At 67.4% G+C, this 15,768-nt stretch carries 12 protein-coding genes; 2 read left to right on the top strand and 10 right to left on the bottom strand.

Annotated features, from left to right (window positions below; all coding sequences use genetic code 11):
- Positions 1–164 precede the first annotated feature (164 nt).
- Together CHB74_RS07360 and CHB74_RS07355 are read left to right on the top strand one after the other, a co-directional pair.
- Positions 165–1,982: a DUF885 domain-containing protein gene (locus tag CHB74_RS07360; protein ID WP_089218985.1), complete on the top strand. Its 1,818-nt coding sequence runs from the start codon at positions 165–167 to the stop codon at positions 1,980–1,982.
- A gap of 70 nt (positions 1,983–2,052) precedes the next feature.
- Positions 2,053–3,384, top strand: a complete 1,332-nt coding sequence (locus CHB74_RS07355) for an amidohydrolase family protein (RefSeq protein WP_089218984.1) — start codon at positions 2,053–2,055, stop codon at positions 3,382–3,384.
- Positions 3,385–3,394: 10 nt separating this feature from the next.
- On the opposite strand, the gene CHB74_RS07350 is transcribed toward CHB74_RS07355, so the two are convergent.
- From CHB74_RS07350 to CHB74_RS07305, 10 genes are all read right to left on the bottom strand, one after another.
- Positions 3,395–3,784: a RidA family protein gene (locus CHB74_RS07350; RefSeq protein WP_089218983.1), complete on the bottom strand. Its 390-nt coding sequence runs from the start codon at positions 3,782–3,784 to the stop codon at positions 3,395–3,397.
- A gap of 11 nt (positions 3,785–3,795) precedes the next feature.
- Positions 3,796–4,974, bottom strand: coding sequence for an acyl-CoA dehydrogenase family protein (locus CHB74_RS07345; RefSeq protein WP_089218982.1), 1,179 nt, complete (start codon positions 4,972–4,974; stop codon positions 3,796–3,798).
- A 2-nt stretch (positions 4,975–4,976) separates the two neighbouring features.
- Positions 4,977–5,792, bottom strand: coding sequence for an enoyl-CoA hydratase family protein (locus CHB74_RS07340; RefSeq protein WP_089218981.1), 816 nt, complete (start codon positions 5,790–5,792; stop codon positions 4,977–4,979).
- The gene (locus tag CHB74_RS07335) at positions 5,789–6,244 is read right to left on the bottom strand and encodes a MarR family winged helix-turn-helix transcriptional regulator (protein ID WP_089218980.1); all 456 of its coding nucleotides are present in this window, start codon (positions 6,242–6,244) and stop codon (positions 5,789–5,791) included. The genes CHB74_RS07340 and CHB74_RS07335 overlap by 4 nt, the downstream gene beginning before the upstream one ends.
- Entirely contained in the window at positions 6,241–6,996 is a 756-nt protein-coding gene (locus tag CHB74_RS07330) for an SDR family NAD(P)-dependent oxidoreductase (RefSeq protein WP_089218979.1), read from the bottom strand. Before CHB74_RS07330 ends, CHB74_RS07335 begins: the two co-directional genes overlap by 4 nt.
- A gap of 10 nt (positions 6,997–7,006) precedes the next feature.
- The gene (locus tag CHB74_RS07325; RefSeq protein WP_089218978.1) at positions 7,007–9,316 is read right to left on the bottom strand and encodes a bifunctional salicylyl-CoA 5-hydroxylase/oxidoreductase; all 2,310 of its coding nucleotides are present in this window, start codon (positions 9,314–9,316) and stop codon (positions 7,007–7,009) included.
- 125 nt (positions 9,317–9,441) lie between these two features.
- Positions 9,442–10,068, bottom strand: coding sequence for a YbhB/YbcL family Raf kinase inhibitor-like protein (locus CHB74_RS07320; protein ID WP_089219110.1), 627 nt, complete (start codon positions 10,066–10,068; stop codon positions 9,442–9,444).
- 67 nt (positions 10,069–10,135) lie between these two features.
- Positions 10,136–13,399, bottom strand: a complete 3,264-nt coding sequence (locus tag CHB74_RS07315; protein WP_089218977.1) for an error-prone DNA polymerase — start codon at positions 13,397–13,399, stop codon at positions 10,136–10,138.
- Positions 13,396–14,955, bottom strand: a complete 1,560-nt coding sequence (locus tag CHB74_RS07310; RefSeq protein ID WP_245842719.1) for a Y-family DNA polymerase — start codon at positions 14,953–14,955, stop codon at positions 13,396–13,398. Before CHB74_RS07310 ends, CHB74_RS07315 begins: the two co-directional genes overlap by 4 nt.
- Positions 14,849–15,658 (bottom strand): ImuA family protein, encoded by an 810-nt coding sequence (locus CHB74_RS07305; RefSeq protein ID WP_089219109.1) that lies wholly within the window; start codon positions 15,656–15,658, stop codon positions 14,849–14,851. Before CHB74_RS07305 ends, CHB74_RS07310 begins: the two co-directional genes overlap by 107 nt.
- Positions 15,659–15,768: the final 110 nt, after the last annotated feature.

Raw genomic sequence — 15,768 nt, 5'->3', positions numbered from 1 at the left:
GCTTCCCCGGCTTCGCCCGGAATGTGCGGGATTGCGCGGCCCGGGCACAATGCGCAACCTGCCCTGATATCGTTGCGATGGGCGCAAATTATTCATGACGTTGTTCCGTAATCGGCAATGCAGGCGCAGGATCGGCATCAGCTTGATGATGATGAGGGGGTAAGATGCGGGACGAACGGGCGCGCCTTTCGCGGCGCCATGCCATGGGGCTGATGGCGGCGGGGGGCTTCGTGGCGGCCATGCCCATGCTACCCGCGCTGGCGCAGGACAATGCCGCGTCCCTGCGCCTGCGCCGCCTGCTCGACGACAGTGCCGCCGCCGATGATGCGCTGGATCCGATCGCGGCGGCCGGCAAGGGCAAGCCGGGGACGGCGGTGTTCGTCGATCCGGTTTCCGAAAGCTATGCCCGCACGCTGCGCGCCAACAAGCAAAGCGAACTGGCCGAACTGGGCAGGATCGACCGGGCCGCGCTGCCGGCGGAAGATCGCATCGCATATGACGTGTTCGATTATCGCACGCGCCAGACGCTGGAACTGTTCGAAAGCGGGCTGTTCGAAGTCCAGCGCAAGGCGCCGCTCGACGCGTCGTTCGGGTTGCAGGTCGAATTTCCCGATTTCGTGTCGGGGGCGGGCGCGCCCTTCGCCAACGCGGCCGATTATGAGCGCGGGCTCCAGCGCCTCGCGGGCTTTGCCGACTTCCTTGAGAATAATGTCGTCCAGCTGAAGCGCGGACTGGCCGAAGGCTATGTCCAGCCGAAGATCATCGTCGCCAACGTGCTGGCGCAGGTGGATGCGATGCTGAAGCTGCCGGTGGAGGAAAGCCCCTTCTACGCCGCGATCAAGCGCATGCCCGCCAGCATCGGCGCGGCCGATCGCCAGCGCTTCGCTGCCGCCTATCGCGCGATGATCGCCGGCAAGGTCTATCCCGGCTATCGGCTCTGGCAATCCTATCTGCGCGACACCTATTTGCCGGCGGCGACCGATGCGCCCGGCCGCTGGGCGATGAAGGATGGCGCGGCGCTCTACGCCCGCGATCTCGCCCGCCATACGACCACGACCCGTTCGGCCGAGGATATTCACGCGCTGGGCCTGAGCGAAGTCGCGCGCATCCGTGGCGAGATGGAAGCGGTGCGCGCCAAGGTTGGCTTCCAGGGTGACCTCAAGGCGTTTTTCGAACATGTCCGCACCGACCCGAAATATTATTATACCCGGCCGGAAGACCTGCTTGCCCGGTTCAAGGCGATCGAGGCGAAGATCTGGCCGGGCATCCCGACCTTGTTCCACGATCGGCCGAAGGCCCCGTTCGAGGTGCGCCCGCTGCCCGCGCTCGGCGATCAGCGCGGCACCGGCTATTATCGGCCTGGCCCACCCGACGGCGTTTCGCCGGGCATCCTGTTCTTCAACATGTCGATGCTCAACACCCGGCCGATCCCGACCCTGGAAACGCTGACTCTGCATGAAGGGATTCCCGGGCATCATTTCCAGCTGACGCTGGCGCAGGAAAACGCCAAGCTGCCGCCGCTGCTGCGCAACGGGCAGGCGACGGCCTATACCGAGGGCTGGGGCCTCTATGCGGAATCGCTGGGGCCGGAACTCGGCATGTTCACCGATCCGATGCAGTGGTTCGGCCATCTCGACATGGAGATGCTGCGCGCCGTCCGCCTCGTCGTCGATACGGGCATCCATGCCAAGCGCTGGGGCCGGCAACAGGCGATCGACTATATGCTCGACAACACGTCGATGGCGCCGCGCGACGTGGCGGTCGAGATCGATCGCTACATCTCCTATCCGGGGCAGGCCTGCGCCTACAAGATCGGCGAACTGAAGTTCCGTGAGTTGCGTGAGCGTTCCGCCAAGGCGCTGGGGGCGAAGTTCGACATTCGCGGCTATCACCATCAGGTGCTCGATACCGGCGCGCTGCCGATGGCGGTGCTGGAAGCGAAGGTCGACGGGTGGATCAAGGCTGGCGGCGGACGGGGCTGACGCCGCCGGAGCGCGGTGGGCTGAGGGGCCGGCTTTCGCTGCCCCTTGTCGTCCGGCTATAGCGGACGACATGATCCGCGCGCTCAAAGCCATTGCGGTGCTTCTGCTTTTTGCGGCGGCCGTGCCCGCCGCGGCCCGCGACGTCGTGTTCTTCCGGGTCAATCTGGTGCCGATGGATCGCGATCATGTGCTGCGCGATCAGACCGTCCTGGTTCGCGATGGCCGGATCGTGGCGATCGGCGCGAAGCTGGTGCCACCGGCCACGGCTGAGCTGGTGAAAGGGGGCGGCCGGCTATGGCTTTCACCGGGGCTGGCCGACATGCACGTCCATTCGGACACGCGTGACGATCTGCCCGTCTATCTCGCCAACGGCGTCACCACGATCGCCAATATGGGTGATGCGCGCGCCGGTTTCGTCGGGCGCACAACGCCGGCGGCGAATCAAGGGCGTCTGGTTGGGCCGCGCGTGTTCAACGCCTTCATCGTCGATGGCTCGCCAGAATATGGCCATTTCACCGTCACCACCCCGGCGGAGGCGCGCGCGGCGGTGGGGCTCGCCAAAACCAACGGCTACCGGCTCATCAAGGTCTATAACAATCTGGCGGCGGACGTGTTCGCGGCCGTGGCGGATGAGGCGCGGCGGCAGGGGCTGCCGGTGGTGGGCCATGGCGTCACCAAGGTCGGCCTCGCCGCGCAGCTTGCGCAGGGGCAGGTGCTCATCGCCCATGCCGAGGAGCTTTTCTACACCTTCTTCGCCCCGCCGGGATCGGAGCAGGGCGATGCGCCGCCGCCGATCGGCCGCATTGGCGATGCGATCGCGCTGGTGCGCCGGCACCATGCCGCGGTGGGGGCGGATCTCATCACCTATGGCAGCATCATGCGCGCCATCGGCCATCCCGAACGGATCGCCGCCTGCCTTGCCGCGCCAGAGGCCGCATTCGTGGCGCCGGCGGAACGCCTGGCCTGGCAGCGCAGCAACTATGTCCGCAAGACCGCCGATCTCAGCGCGCGTTACGCCTTCCTGCAACGGATGCTGAAGGCGATGGCCGATGCCGACGTCGAATTGCTGGCCGGCACCGACGCACCGGCCATCCCCTGCGTCGGCGCGGGATTTTCACTCCACGACAATCTCGCCGCGCTGGAACAGGCGGGGCTCACGCGCTTTCAGGCGCTGTCGACCGCGACGCGGATGCCGGGCGCCTTCCTTGCCCGCACGCTGGGCGAGCCGCAGGGTGGCGTGATCGTGCCGGGCGCACGCGCCGATCTGGTGCTGAGCGCGGCCAATCCGCTCGACGATCTGGCCACGCTCCGCCGCCCGCTGGGGGTGATGGTCGACGGCCGCTGGCACGACGCGGCGGCGCTGAAGGCCATGCTCGACGGTGCCGCGCGGGATTATCGCTGAGGGGACGCGCTCAGGGCAGGACGGCGGTCGCCTCGATCTCGACCAGGGCCTCGTCCTCCATCAGCGCGCGGACCTCGACCACCGACATCACCGGATAGTTGCGCCCCATCACCGTGCGATAGATTTCGCCAACGCGCCGGGCATCCGCCAGATAGGCCTGCTTGTCGGTGATGAACCAGGTGAGGCGGACGATATGTTCCGGCCCGGCCTCCGCTTCGGCCAGCACGGCAAGGATGTTGCGCAGGGCCTGTTCGAACTGGCCGGCAAAATCCTTCGCGTGGAAGGTTTCGGTTTCGTCCCAGCCGATCTGCCCGGCGACGAAGATGGTGCGGCCCGATGCCTCGATGCCGTTGGAATAGCCCTTGGGGCGCGGCCAGCCGGCCGGTTGCAGCGTGCGCATATGTTGTTCCCTTATTTCCCGGCCTGATGGGCGGCGAGCGCCGCGCGGGCGATCACCACCTTCTGAACTTCGCTGGCGCCTTCGTAGATGCGCAGCGCGCGGATCTCGCGATAGAGCCGCTCGACCATGGTGCCGCTTTTCACGCCCATGCCGCCGAAGATCTGGACGGCCTGATCGATGATCTGTTGCGCGCCGTCGGTCGCGTGGAGCTTGGCCATCGCGGCTTCGCGCGTCACGCGCTCCTGCCCGCGATCCTTGGCCCAGGCGGCGCGCAGGATGAGGAGCTGGCTGGCGTCGATGCCCAGCGCCATATCGGCAAGGGCGGCCTGCGTCAGTTGCAGATCGGCAAGCGGCTTGCCGAACAGCTGGCGGGTGGATGCACGCTCCAGCGCCTCGTCCGCTGCGCGGCGGGCGAAGCCGAGCGCGGCGGCGCCCACGGTCGAGCGGAACACGTCCAGCGTCGCCATGGCGATGCGGAAACCATCGCCCTCGCCACCGATCAGATGATTGTCGGGGACGAAGCAATCGGTGAAGCGCAAAGTCGCCAGCGGGTGGGGCGCGATCACGTCGATCCGCTCCACCACCTCGAACCCCGGCGTGTCGGTGGAGAAGGCGAAGGCGGAAAGCCCCTTGGCGCCCGGCGCGCCGCCGGTGCGGGCGAACAGGGTGAGGATGTCCGCGATCCCACCGTTCGAGATCCACGTCTTTTCGCCGTTGATCAGATAGCCGCCATCGACTTTCGTCGCGCTGGTCGCCATCGCGGCGACGTCCGATCCCGCCTCCAGTTCGGACAAGGCGAAGCCCGCGATCAGTTCGCCGCGCGCCACCTTGCGCAGATAGCGTTCCTTGATCGCGTCGGAACCGAACAGGCTGATCGCGCCCGTGCCCAGCCCCTGCATGGCGAAGGCGAAATCGGCGAGGCCCGAATGATAGCCGAGCGTCTGGCGGGCAAGGCAGAGCGAGCGGACGTCGAGCTTCTCGGTCAGGCCGCCATGCGCCGCCGGCACCGCAAGGCGCAGCCAGCCGGCCTTGCCGAGCAGCTTGACGAGCGCGCGGCAGTCAGCCTCCACATCGCCCGTCTCATGGTGGAGCTGGCCGTCATGCGCCACGCACCATGTCGAAAGACGGGCGTGGAGGTCGCGGTGATGCTGGTCGAGGAACGGCCAGTCGAGGAAGCTCGTGTCCGCCATCGTCAGTTTCCTTCGAACACCGGCTGCTGCTTGGCGACGAAGGCGTCGTAGGCGCGGGTGAAATCCTGCGTCTGCATGCAGATCGCCTGCGCCTGCGCCTCCATCTCGATCGCGGTTTCGAGGGAGACGTTCCATTCCATGTTGAGCTGGGTCTTGGTCATGCCATGGGCGAAGGTTGGCCCCGCCGCCAGCGCGCGGGCGGTGGCGAGCGCCTCGTCGAGCAGCGCTTCGGGTTCGACCAGCCGGTTGTGGAAGCCCCAGCGTTCGCCTTCCTCGGCGCCGAGCGCGCGGCCGGTATAGAGCAGGTCGGACGCGCGGCCCTGGCCGATGATGCGCGGCAGGATCGCGCAGGCGCCCATGTCGCAGCCGGCCAGGCCGACGCGGGTGAACAGGAAGGCGGTCCTGGCGCGGGGGGTGGCGATGCGCAGATCGGCGGACATGGCGATGATCGCACCGGCGCCCGCGCACACCCCGTCGATCGCGGCGATCACGGGCTGCGGGCAGCCGCGGATCGCCTTCACCAGATCGCCGGTCATGCGGGTGAAGGCCAACAGTTCGGGCATCGCCATCTTCGTCAGCGGGCCGATGATGTCGTGAACATTGCCGCCCGAGCAGAAATTGCCCTCGGCGCCGGTGATCACGACCACCTTCACCGCCGGCACATAGACGAGCGCGCGGAAGGTATCGCGCAGTTCCGCATAGCTTTCGAAGGTGAGCGGGTTCTTCTGCGATGGCTTGTCGATGGTGACGGTCGCCACGCCGTCGGCAAAGGCCCAGCGGAAGTGCGCGGGCGCAAAGCTGGTGGGATCGAACGTCATGGCTTGTTCCTCTCGACGGATGCGCGCACGCGGTTGAGGCCGTCCAGCAACGCTTCGATATCGGCGTCGCCCAGATCGGCGAGATAGCTTTCGATCCACGCTTCATGCGCGTCGGCCATGGCGCGGAAATCGATGGCGCCACGCTTGGTCAGTCGCACGGTGATGCTGCGGCGATCGGTGGGATTGGCGACGCGCTCCACATATTCGTCCTCGATCAGGCGGGAGACGACGGTCGTGACATTGCCGCCGGAAACGAGCAGCGCCGTGGTCAGTTCGCCCATCGTCATTCCCTCCGGCGCGCGATTGAGCGTCGCCAGCACGTCGAAGCGGGGCAGGGTGGTATCGAATTCGTCGATCAGCCGCTGGCGAATGCGCTTCTCGATCACGGTCGAACAGGACAAGAGGCGCAGCCACAGACGCAGCGACAGCTTGGAATGGGGCGCGTCGTTCACATCACCTCTCCACCGGCGACGGCGATCGCCTGGCCGGTCACCGAACGGGCGGCATCGGAAATCAGCCAGAGCACCGCGCCGGCCACCTCGTCCGGGGCGATCAGCCGGCCCTGCGGATTGGCGGCGGTGAAGCTGGCAAGCGCCTGCGCCTCCGTTCGCCCGGTTTTTTCGACGATGCGGGCCACGGAATCGCGGATGATCTCGGTATCGGCGAAGCCGGGGCAGATCGCGTTGACGGTGATGGCCGAACCCGCCAGTTCGAGCGCGAGCGAACGGGTGAGGCCCAGCAGCGCATGCTTGCTCGCCGCATAGGCGGTGACATAGCCATAGCCCTTCAGCGCGGCGGTGCTGGCCATGTTGATGATCCGCGCCGACGGCAGCGCCTTCATCGGTTCGACGACCTGGCCGATCGCATGGACGGCGCCCATCAGGTTGATGTCGATGCACTGGCGCCAATCGGCGAGGCTGATCCTGCCGAAGGGCGCGGACGGCGCGACCCCGGCATTGTTGACGAGGATGGCGACGGGCCCGGCGGCGGCCACCGCATCGGCGAAGGCGCGCGCCACATCGGCGGGATCGGCGACGTTGCAGGCGATGGCGCGGCCGCCCGGCACGGTGGCGAGCGCCGCGTCGAGCCGCGCGACACTGCGGCCCATGATGGTCACGCTATGCCCGGCGCCGGCCAGCGCCTGCGCGATCGCAAGGCCGATGCCGCTGCCGCCTCCTGTTACAACCGCATGGGTTCCCGCCATTTCCCTCTCCTTATGCCAGCATGGCCATCTGGCCCGCGCGTGCCAGATTGGTGGCGAGCTGGCGATAGCCGCCATCATATTGCGGGGGGACGGGGGCGGCGGCGTAACGCTGTTCGGCGGCGGCGCGCAGCGTCCAGTGCGGATCGATCAGATGCGGGCGCGCCAGCGCGCACAGATCGGCGCGGCCGGCGGCGAGGATCGAGTTGACGTGGTCGACCTCGTATATGTTGCCGACCGCCATCGTCGTGCAGCCAAGCTCGTTGCGGATCAGATCGGAAAATGGCGTCTGGAACATGCGGCCGTAAACCGGCTTCTGCTCGGCCGTCACCTGACCGGCCGACACGTCGACCAGATCGACCCCGGCTTCGACGAAGGCGCGACTGATGTCCACGGCTTCCGCCGGGGTGACGCCGTTTTCGCCCACCCAGTCATGCGCCGAGATACGCACCGACATCGGCTTGTCCGCCGGCCACGCGGCCCGCATCGCGCGGAATATTTCGAGCGGGTAGCGCAGCCGGTTTTCCAGGCTGCCGCCATATTCGTCGGTGCGCCTGTTCTGCGTCGGGCTGATGAAGCCGGAAAGCAGATAGCCGTGCGCGCAATGCAGTTCGATCATGTCGAAGCCGGCATCGTCGGCGCGCCGGGTGGCGGCGACGAACTGGTCGCGCACCTCGTCCATGTCGGCGCGCGTCATCGGCCGGGGCGTGGCGTTGCCGCCTGACCAGGCGACGTCCGACGCCGCGATCAGCGGCCAGTTGCCGTCCGCCAACGGCTGATCCATCCCTTCCCAGCCGATGCGGGTGGAGCCCTTGGAGCCGGAATGACCGAGCTGGAGGCAAAGCCTGGCGCCACTGTTGGCATGAACGAAATCGACGATCTTCGCCCAGCCGGCGGCCTGTTCGTCATTCCACAGGCCGGTGCAGCCGGGCGTGATCCGGCCGGTCGGCGAAACGCAGGTCATTTCGGTATAGACGAGCGCGGCGCCGCCCAGCGCGCGGGCACCATAATGGACCATGTGGAAATCATTGGGCAGCCCGTCGACCGCCGAATAGGTCGCCATCGGTGAGACGACGATGCGGTTCTGCAACGCCATGCCGCGCAGGCTGAGCGGCGCGAACATCGGCGGTGTCGGCACATCACCCGCGACGCCGGCATTGGTTGCGAACCAGCTTTCCAGCTCCGCCAGCCATTCGGGATCGCGCATCCGCAGATTTTCGTGGCTGACGCGCTGGCTGCGGGTCAGCAGCGAATAAGTGAACTGCATGGGGTGGAAGGGGAGATAGCGGTCGAGCGTCTCGAACCATTCGGTCGAGTTGCGCGCGGCGCTCTGCAGCTTCAGCACTTCGAGCTGACGGACCTCGCGATAATGGACGAGGCCGTCGTCCAGCGGGCGGCTGCCGTCGCTTAGCACCTCGGCCAGCTTGATCGCATCCTCCAGCGCCAGCTTGGTGCCCGATCCGATCGAAAAATGCGCGGTATGCGCGGCATCGCCGAGCAGGATGACGTTCTGATAATGCCAATTGTGGCAGATGACGCGCGGGAAGCGGATCCACGCCGATCCGCGGATATGCTTGGCGTTGGTCATCAGCGGATGGCCGCCGAGCCATTGGCCGAAAATCTCCTCGCACAGCCGGCAGGTTTCTTCCTGGCTCAGATGTTCGAAGCCGAAGCGATCATAGGTTTCGGGATCGCATTCGACGATGAAGGTCGAGCAATCGGCCGAGAATTGATAGGCATGCGCCCAGATCCAGCCATGCTCCGTCTTGCGGAACAGGAATTTGAACGCATCGAAACGCTGGTGCGTGCCCAGCCAGATGAAGCGGTTGCGCTTGGTGTCGATATCGACCTGGAAATGATCGGCATAAGCGGTGCGGAAGCGGCTGTTGAGGCCGTCCGACGCGATGATCAGATCGAAATCCTTGAGCAGTTCGGACTTGGGATCGGGATCGACCTCGACGCCGTAGCGCAGTTCGACGCCCAGTTCGGTCGCGCGGTCCTGCAGGATGTTGAGCAGCCGCTTGCGGCCGATGCCGATGAAGCCGTGGCCGCCCGACGTCACCTTGGTCGATTGGTCGCCATTGTCGATCTCGACGTCGATATCGTCCCAATGCGCCAGTTCGGCGATCATCGCCTCGGCGCTGACCGGATCGACCGCCTGGAGATTTTCCATCGTCTGGTCGGAAAAGACCACGCCCCAGCCGAACGTGTCGCCCGGCTGGTTGCGTTCGAGCACGACGATCTCATGGTTGGGATCCTTGAGCTTCATCGCGATGGCGAAATAGAGGCCCGCCGGCCCGCCGCCCACGCACGCAATCCGCATCGTCCGCCTTTCTGGATGGTAGCTGTGGGCGTGAGGATAGGCCGATCGCAATAAACTTCAAGTATGAAATATTTGAGATTGAAATATATCGGTGCGAGCGGAACGGGCGGGCTCGCCAGCCGCGATCAGCGCACCGGGCGGGGCGCCTTTTGCGGGCTGCCGCCGATGCGCGCTTCCTCGCCACGCGAATAGGTGCCGACCAGCAGGCCGGCGGCGAGCACCTTGCCGGCCATCGCCTTCAAGAGCGCGGATCGGCCGGGATGGCCGGCCAGATCGGGAACGTCGGCGAGCGCGAAGAGCTGGAAGGCATAATCGTGGCTGCCATGGCCGGCGGGCGGATCGGGCGGCAGCCAGCCTTCGCCGAAGGCGCTGTTGCGACCGGTATCGCTCCCTTTGCCGGTGCCGCCATTGGCGACCATCGCGCCTTCTTCCAGCCGGTGTTCCGTGGGCGCGATGCCCCAGACGATGGCGTGGACGATCGGGTTGGGGGCCGGCGCGTCGGGATCCTCGACGATCAGCGCCAGGCTGCGCGTGCCCGCCGGCACATCGCCCCAGACGAGCGGCGGCGAGATGCCGGCGCCATCGGCGGTGAAGCGTTCGGGCAGGCGGGCGCCATAAGCGAAAGCGGGGCTCGACAGGTCGATCGGCGTACCGCCGATGGCGAGTTCGGGCTGGACGATGGCGAGCTTGGCATGGCCGGCGCGGACGTTGCGCATCAGCGCCCCGATCCAAAGCGGCAGATGTTCAAGCATCGACGATCCTCCATCGGCTTCGGCGGATTCTGCTGGGCGATTATAGGGCGTCAGGGGCGCGCCGTCGTCAATGGAAATCGCGGGATCGGGGCAGGATGCGGACGTCGCGGGGGTGGGCATGGCCACGCGGCACCTGGGGATGAAGGAATTCGTCGGCCGGCGCCAAGGGGATATGCGGCGGACGATCATTGTTGAGATGGTCGAGCGCGGCGGTGCGATCGACGATGCGCGACGCCATCAGGTGGACCACGCCCTCGCGGCTCTTCTGCACCTCGCCATGCACTTCCATCAGGCGTGACGCCATGACGGCGCGGCGATAGCGTTCGAACAGCCGTGCCCAGATCAGCACATTGGTGATGCCGCTTTCGTCCTCCAGCGTGACGAAGATCGCATTGCCCTTGCCCGGCCGCTGGCGGATCAGCACCACGCCGGCGGCCTTCGCCCGCGCGCCGTTCCGTACCTGGCCGATCTCGGCGCAGCTCAGCACGCCTTCGTTGCGGAACATCGGCCGCAGGAAGGTCATCGGATGGTCCTTCAGCGACAGGCGCGTCATCTGATAATCGGTCATCACCTGCTCGACGAGTGGCATGGCGGGCAGCGCGGCATCGGGCTCGGTGGCCAGTTCGCGGGCGGCGGCGGCAGCGAACAGCGGCAATTCGCCGGGCGGCGTGCGCCGTGCCTCCCACAATGCCTCGCGCCGGTCGAGCGCGATCGAGCGGCAGGCATCGGCATCGGCCAGCAGGCGCAGCGCGCGTGCCGGCAGGCCCGCCATCCGCGCCAATATCTCCAGGCTGGTGATCGGTCCGTCGGCGCGCGCCGCCGCCAGCCGTTCCGCCCATTCCTGTCGGAACCCGTCGATCTGGCGCAGGCCGAGCCGCAGGGCGAGCGTGCCATCGCCGCGCCGTTCCAGATTATTGTCCCACCGGCTGGCGTTGATGTCGATCGGGCGCACCTCCACGCCATGTTCGCGCGCATCGCGGACAAGCTGGGCGGGGGCGTAAAACCCCATTGGCTGCGCGTTGAGCAGCGCACAGGTGAACACCGCCGGATGGTGGCATTTGATCCAGGCCGAAACATAGACCAGCTTGGCGAAGGCCTGGGCATGGCTTTCGGGGAAGCCATAGCTGCCGAAACCCTTGATCTGATCATAGCAGCGGCGCGCGAAATCGGGCTCATAGCCGCGCGCGACCATGCCCTGCACCATCTTGCTTTCATATTCGTGGATCGTGCCGAGGTTGCGGAAAGTGGCCATCGCGCGGCGCAGGCCATTGGCCTCGTCCGGCGTGAAGGCAGCGGCGGTGATGGCGAGCTTCATCGCCTGTTCCTGGAACAAAGGCACCCCGCAGGTGCGGCCGAGCACCTCTTTCAGTTCGTCCGGGTCATGCGGCGGGGCGGGGCTGGGAAAGACCACGGCTTCCTCCCTGTTCCGCCGCCGGAGATAGGGGTGGACCATGTCGCCTTCGATCGGTCCCGGCCGGACGATCGCCACCTGGATGACGAGATCGTAGAAGCGGCGCGGCCTGAGGCGCGGCAGCATGTTGATCTGCGCGCGGCTTTCGACCTGGAACACGCCGATGCTGTCGCCCTTGCACAGCATGCCATAGGTGGCCGGGTCTTCCTGCGGGATCGTCGCGAGTTGCCAGTCGCCCAGGCCATGATCGCGCATGAGATCGAAGCTCTTGCGGATGCAGGTGAGCATGCCGAGCGCCAGCACGTCGACCTTCATCAGGCCGAGCGCGTCGATATCGTCCTTGTCCCATTCGATGAAGGTGCGATCGTCCATCGCGGCATTGTGGATCGGCACGGTTTCGTCGAGCCGGTCCTCGGTCAGCACGAAGCCGCCGACATGCTGGGAAAGATGGCGCGGAAATTCGAGAAGCTGGTCGACCAGCGCCTTCAGCCGCGCCATTTCGGCATTGGCCAGATCGAAACCCGCCTCGCTGAAGCGGCCTTCCTCGACCGGTCCGCCATAGCTGCCCCAGCTCGTATTCGCGAGCCGCGCGGTCACATCCTCGGACAGGCCGAGCGCCTTGCCCACCTCGCGCAACGTGCTGCGCGGGCGATAATGGATCACCGTGGCGGCGATGCCGGCGCGGGCGCGGCCGTAGCGGCGATAGACATATTGCATCACCTCCTCGCGCCGCTCATGTTCGAAATCGACGTCGATATCGGGTGGCTCGTTGCGTTCCTCGGAAAGGAAGCGACTGAACAGCAGGTTGTTTTCCACCGGATCGATCGGGGTGACGCCGAGCAGATAGCAGATCAGCGAATTGGCCGCCGATCCACGCCCCTGGCAAAGGATCGGCGGATCGCATTCCTCCCGCGCATAGCGGACGATATCGTGGACAGTCAGGAAATAGCAGGCATAGTTGAGCCGGCCGACCAGGCCGAGTTCTTCGTCCAATATGTCCTGCATTTTCGGGGGGATGCCATCGGGATGGCGGGCATAAGCGGCTGCCATGACGAGATGTTCGAGCCAGCCTTGCGGCGTCCAGCCCTGGGGCACCGGTTCGTGCGGATATTCATAGGCAAGCTGATCGAGATCGAAATCGATCCGCGCGAGGATGTCGGCGGGGCTGGCCACCGCTTCGGGGCAATCGCGGAACAGCCGCGCCATTTCGACCGGCGGCTTCAGATGGCGTTCGGCATTGGCGGCGAGCAGGCGGCCGGCTTCGGCGATGGCCACGCCCTCGCGGATGCAGGTGACGATGTCGTGGAGCGGGCGCTGTTCCGGCCCGGCATAAAGCGCGTCGCAGGTGGCGATCAGTGGCACGCCGGTTCGCGCCGATAGCCGCATCAGCCGGGCCAGCCGCCGGCGATCGCGGCCGTCGCGTTGCATCGTGGCGCCCAGCCACAGCGCGTCGGGGCGAAGCCGGGCGAGCCGGCGCAGGGGGAATTCATCCGCTTCGTCGGCCATCGCGATCAGCAGCAGATCTTCGCAATGGTCCGCCAGATCGTCGAAGCGGAGGATGCAATCGCCTTTCTCCGCGCGGAGATTGCCGGTGGTGAGCAGGCGGGTGAGGCGGCCCCAGCCGTGGCGCGTCGCCGGATAGGCGATGATGTCCGGCGTGCCATCGGCAAAGACCAGCCGTGCGCCGACGACGAGGCGGAAGCCCGTTTCCGCCATCATCTCGCGCCGGGCGGCGGGCGTCTTGCCCAGCGCCACCCAGGCGCGGACCACGCCCGCCACCGTGTTGCGATCGGCGATGCCGATGCCCGACATGCCAAGGGCGATCGCGCGTGCCACCATGTCGGCCGGATGCGATGCGCCGCGCAGGAAGGAATAATTGGTCGCGGCGGCGAGTTCGGCAAAGACGGGGGCGGCGGTCATGCGAAAATGCCGTGCAGATACCAGCCCGGATCGGGCTTTTCGCTGTAGAGGCCGTGGCGGAAGATCCAGAAGCGCCGGCCACGCACATCTTCCACCCGGTAATAATCGCGGGTCAGGCCGGGCTGGTCGACCGCGCCGTCCTTCCGCCGCCACCATTCGGCGCCGATCCGTTCCGGCCCCTCATAACGGCGCACTTCATGCGCCTCGCGCCGCCAGCGGAAGCGATGCGGCGGGCCATCGGGCACTTCGGCGATCACCTCGATCCTCTGGGGGGGATCGAACAGGTGGATCGGGCGGAGCGGCGGCTCGTCCGGCGCGGGCGGCACCCAGGCGGCGGGCGTTGCGGTGGCGATGGCGGGCAGCGCCAGCTGGGCCTGTTCGGGGATATGCGTGTCGCGGGCGCGGAAACGCCGCACCCGCCCGCGGCCCAGCCGCGTGCTCAGCCGATCGACCAGCGCCGCGATCTCGGCCTCGTGGATCGCGCCGCCTTCCAGCTTGAGCTGCGTCGCCGCCAGCGGCTCGGCCACCGGCACCGCCAGCCGCACCATATCGAAGCCGAAGCCGGGATCGATCGGATCGCGCAAGGTTTCGATCCGTTCGCGCAACAGCCGCATCACCACTGCCGGATCGCGGGTGGGCTGGCCGGTTTCCACCATGATCGCGCGGGCCAGGCCATCGCTGCGGAAGAACAGCGCCTCGAACCGGCGGCCCCCGGCCTTGCGCTCCTCCAGCCGTGCCCTGGCTTCCGTCGCAAGCTCGGTCAGCACGGCCAGCGCATAATCGGTGCTGGCGATCGGTTCGGCGAAGCGGCGCTCGACGCGGATCATCGCTTCCGTCCGGCGCGGTATGATCGGGCTTTCGGCTTCGCCCAGCAATCGGCGCAGCGCGGTGACCGCATCGGCACCGAAACGCGCGGCGATGCCCGCGAGCGGCCGGCAGGCGAGATCGCCCACCGTCTTGAGACCGGCGCGTTTCAGCCCGGTTTCGGCTTCCGGGTCGAGCCGCAGGGCGGCCACCGGCAGGCGCTTGATCGCGGCTGCCTCGTCCGGTGCCGGTGCCGTCTGGAAGCGCGCCAGCGCGTGCGCGCCATCGGCCGTGCCCGCCAGCGCGTGACGCAGCGTCAGGCCGGCCCGGATCAGCCGCGCCTCGGCATCGGCGGCCAGCCCTGTGTCCCCGCCGAACAGGTGCGCGCAGCCAGTGATGTCCAGAAGCAGTCCGTCCGGCGCGTCGATGGCGACCAGCGGCGTATAGCGCCCGCAGCCCGCCGCCAGCGCATCGAGCAAGGTGGCGTCGGCCGCCGGATCATGATCCGCCACGGCAAGATCGGGCACGCGGGCGCGGGCATCGGCCAGCGCCAGCCCGGGCGCCAGCCCCAGCCGCATCGCCACCGGATCGACCGCCGCCAGCCGCAGCGCGCCCTTCACCTTTTCGACAAAGGCGATCGGCGCGTCAGGCGGTGCGGAGAAGCCGTTCGGCTGCCGCCGCAGCCGATCCGCGCTGAGGAAGGGGAACCAGAGCGCCAGATAGCGCCGGTTCGCGGAAGATGCACCGATCACGATCCCACTCCACGCGCCAGGCGTGCCCGCCAGCCCCCATGCGCTGGCGCTGCAATTCGACGGAAAGCGCGGTGTGCCCCGGTGCATTGGCGTCCAGCGCCACCGATGGGGCCGCCGCCACCTGCCAGCGCGTATCCGCGGCACTGGGCATGGCCTGCGCGTCGATGCGCAGCAGCAGCACCGCCACGCCCGATTGCTCGGCGGCCAGCGCCAGCCGGCGCGTCGCCGTCAGATCGAGTATGCGGGGATTGCCCCAGCATTCGGCCAGGATCGCCACCAGCCCGGCGCAGCGCGCCGCATCCGCCGCCGCCCGCAACAGCGCCACCGGATCGGGGGCGAGCGCCAGCAGCAGCGCATCGGGATCGCCGCCCAGTTCGGCAAAGCCCGGCGCATAGAGCCCGCCGGCCCGCCGTTCGGCATCGTCGCAACGCAACCATAACAAAGCCTGTTCCCCGGCGGCATGGCCGGCCCTGAGCGCGAGCATGGCGGCGAAGCCCGCCGCACTGGCCGCTTCATCGGCGCAGGCGGCGAACACCTCATGCAATCGCCCCGCCGCCAGCCCGCCACCCAATGCGGCATCGATGCCGGCATGGCCGGTCGCGATCCGGGATGACGGCGCGGCATCCGGCCCGCTCAATGCGGCGATCCGGTCGCGCAGGCCGGCAAGAGGGGGCCCGGCAGGAGGGTGGGACGACTCGCGCACGCTCAATGTTCCTATTTTGTTCTATAGTGGCTTCCGCTGATCGGATGTCAAGAAGGCGCACGCGTCATCCACGCGCCATCCCCAATGCCCCTTTGTGTCCAACTCCGCTC

The organism is Edaphosphingomonas laterariae (assembly GCF_900188165.1).
GTDB classification, from domain to species: Bacteria; Pseudomonadota; Alphaproteobacteria; order Sphingomonadales; family Sphingomonadaceae; genus Sphingomonas_E; species Sphingomonas_E laterariae.
Note: the sequence above shows the minus strand (reverse complement) of the source record. Positions and strands in the feature narration are given on the sequence as shown.

Bases quoted from the DNA above. Each gene is read 5' to 3' on its own strand.
- CHB74_RS07350 (WP_089218983.1), bottom strand. From the start codon at position 3,784: ATGCGCACGCTGCAACCGGCCGGCTGGCCGCGCCCCAAGGGCTATTCC.
- CHB74_RS07325 (WP_089218978.1), bottom strand. From the start codon at position 9,316: ATGCGGATTGCGTGCGTGGGCGGCGGGCCGGCGGGCCTCTATTTCGCC.
- CHB74_RS07345 (WP_089218982.1), bottom strand. From the start codon at position 4,974: ATGGCGGACACGAGCTTCCTCGACTGGCCGTTCCTCGACCAGCATCAC.
- CHB74_RS07355 (WP_089218984.1), top strand. From the start codon at position 2,053: ATGATCCGCGCGCTCAAAGCCATTGCGGTGCTTCTGCTTTTTGCGGCG.
- CHB74_RS07340 (WP_089218981.1), bottom strand. From the start codon at position 5,792: ATGACGTTCGATCCCACCAGCTTTGCGCCCGCGCACTTCCGCTGGGCC.
- CHB74_RS07360 (WP_089218985.1), top strand. From the start codon at position 165: ATGCGGGACGAACGGGCGCGCCTTTCGCGGCGCCATGCCATGGGGCTG.
- CHB74_RS07315 (WP_089218977.1), bottom strand. From the start codon at position 13,399: ATGACCGCCGCCCCCGTCTTTGCCGAACTCGCCGCCGCGACCAATTAT.
- CHB74_RS07330 (WP_089218979.1), bottom strand. From the start codon at position 6,996: ATGGCGGGAACCCATGCGGTTGTAACAGGAGGCGGCAGCGGCATCGGC.
- CHB74_RS07320 (WP_089219110.1), bottom strand. From the start codon at position 10,068: ATGCTTGAACATCTGCCGCTTTGGATCGGGGCGCTGATGCGCAACGTC.